This is a genomic window from Companilactobacillus halodurans, from assembly GCF_009600985.1.
GTDB classification, from domain to species: Bacteria; Bacillota; Bacilli; order Lactobacillales; family Lactobacillaceae; genus Companilactobacillus; species Companilactobacillus halodurans.
On record NZ_VDFP01000291.1, the window covers coordinates 1 to 1,027 of the forward strand.

The 1,027-nt window shown below is 41.5% G+C and carries 2 protein-coding genes; both read left to right on the top strand.

Features of this window, described 5'->3' with window-relative positions:
• Positions 1 to 714, top strand: a 714-nt coding sequence (locus FHL06_RS14245) for an ABC transporter ATP-binding protein (protein ID WP_153387324.1), incomplete at its 5' end; no start/stop codon positions are given.
• Positions 711 to 1,027, top strand: a 317-nt coding sequence (locus tag FHL06_RS14250) for an ATP-binding cassette domain-containing protein (RefSeq protein WP_153387326.1), incomplete at its 3' end; no start/stop codon positions are given. The genes FHL06_RS14245 and FHL06_RS14250, both read left to right, overlap by 4 nt.

Consider the following 1,027-nt stretch of genomic DNA (forward strand, 5'->3'; position numbering starts at 1 on the left):
GACCCACTTTCAGCTCTGAATCCATTAAAAAGAATTGAAGATCAAATCAGTGAAGTAATGGATTATCACACTGACTTCTCAACTGAACAAAAGCACCAACGTGTTTTAGAGCTACTTGATCAAGTCGGCATTATCAATCCTCAACGGACAGCCCGTCAATTTCCGCATGAATTATCTGGTGGTATGAGACAACGTGTTATCATCGCCATCGCCATTGCTTGTAAACCTGATTTAATTATCGCTGACGAGCCAACGACTGCTTTGGATGTAACTATCCAAGCTCAGATTTTGGACGTCCTACGAGCTATTCAAAAAGAAAATCATGCCGGTATTATTCTAATTACCCATGATTTAGGTGTTGTTGCTGAAACAGCTGACCGAGTTGCCGTTATGTATGCTGGCCAAATCGTTGAAGAAGGTAGTGTTGAACAAATCTTCAATCAACCAAAGCATCCCTACACTCGTTCACTATTACGATCAATGCCTCAACTAGACAAAGAAAATGATGACTTATATGTCATCAGGGGAAATGTTCCCTCCTTACAAAAAATGCCTCACACTGGCGACCGTTTTGCACCCAGAATTCCTTGGATGTCAGACGACGAACATGAAACTGAACCAACTATGCATGAAGTCGAAACAGGACACTTAGTTCGTTGTACTTGTTACAAATCATTTAAGTTTCCTGATGAACAAGGGGGTGCATCTGCATGAGCTTAGTTGAAATTAAAGATTTAACCGTGCACTACCCTATCCGTTCTGGATTTTGGAATCGTATCACCGATTCAGTCAAAGCTGTCGACGGTATTAGTTTCAACATCGAAGCCGGCGAAACATACGGCCTTGTCGGCGAATCTGGCTCGGGTAAATCAACCACTGGTAAATCAGTCGTTGGTCTTGAAAAAGTCACTAGCGGTTCAATTATGTACCAAGGAAAAGACATTACGAAGAAAGCTAACCGTAAGAGCCTTGATTATAACCACGACGTTCAAATGATTTTCCAAGATTCACTTTCTAGTTTGAATCC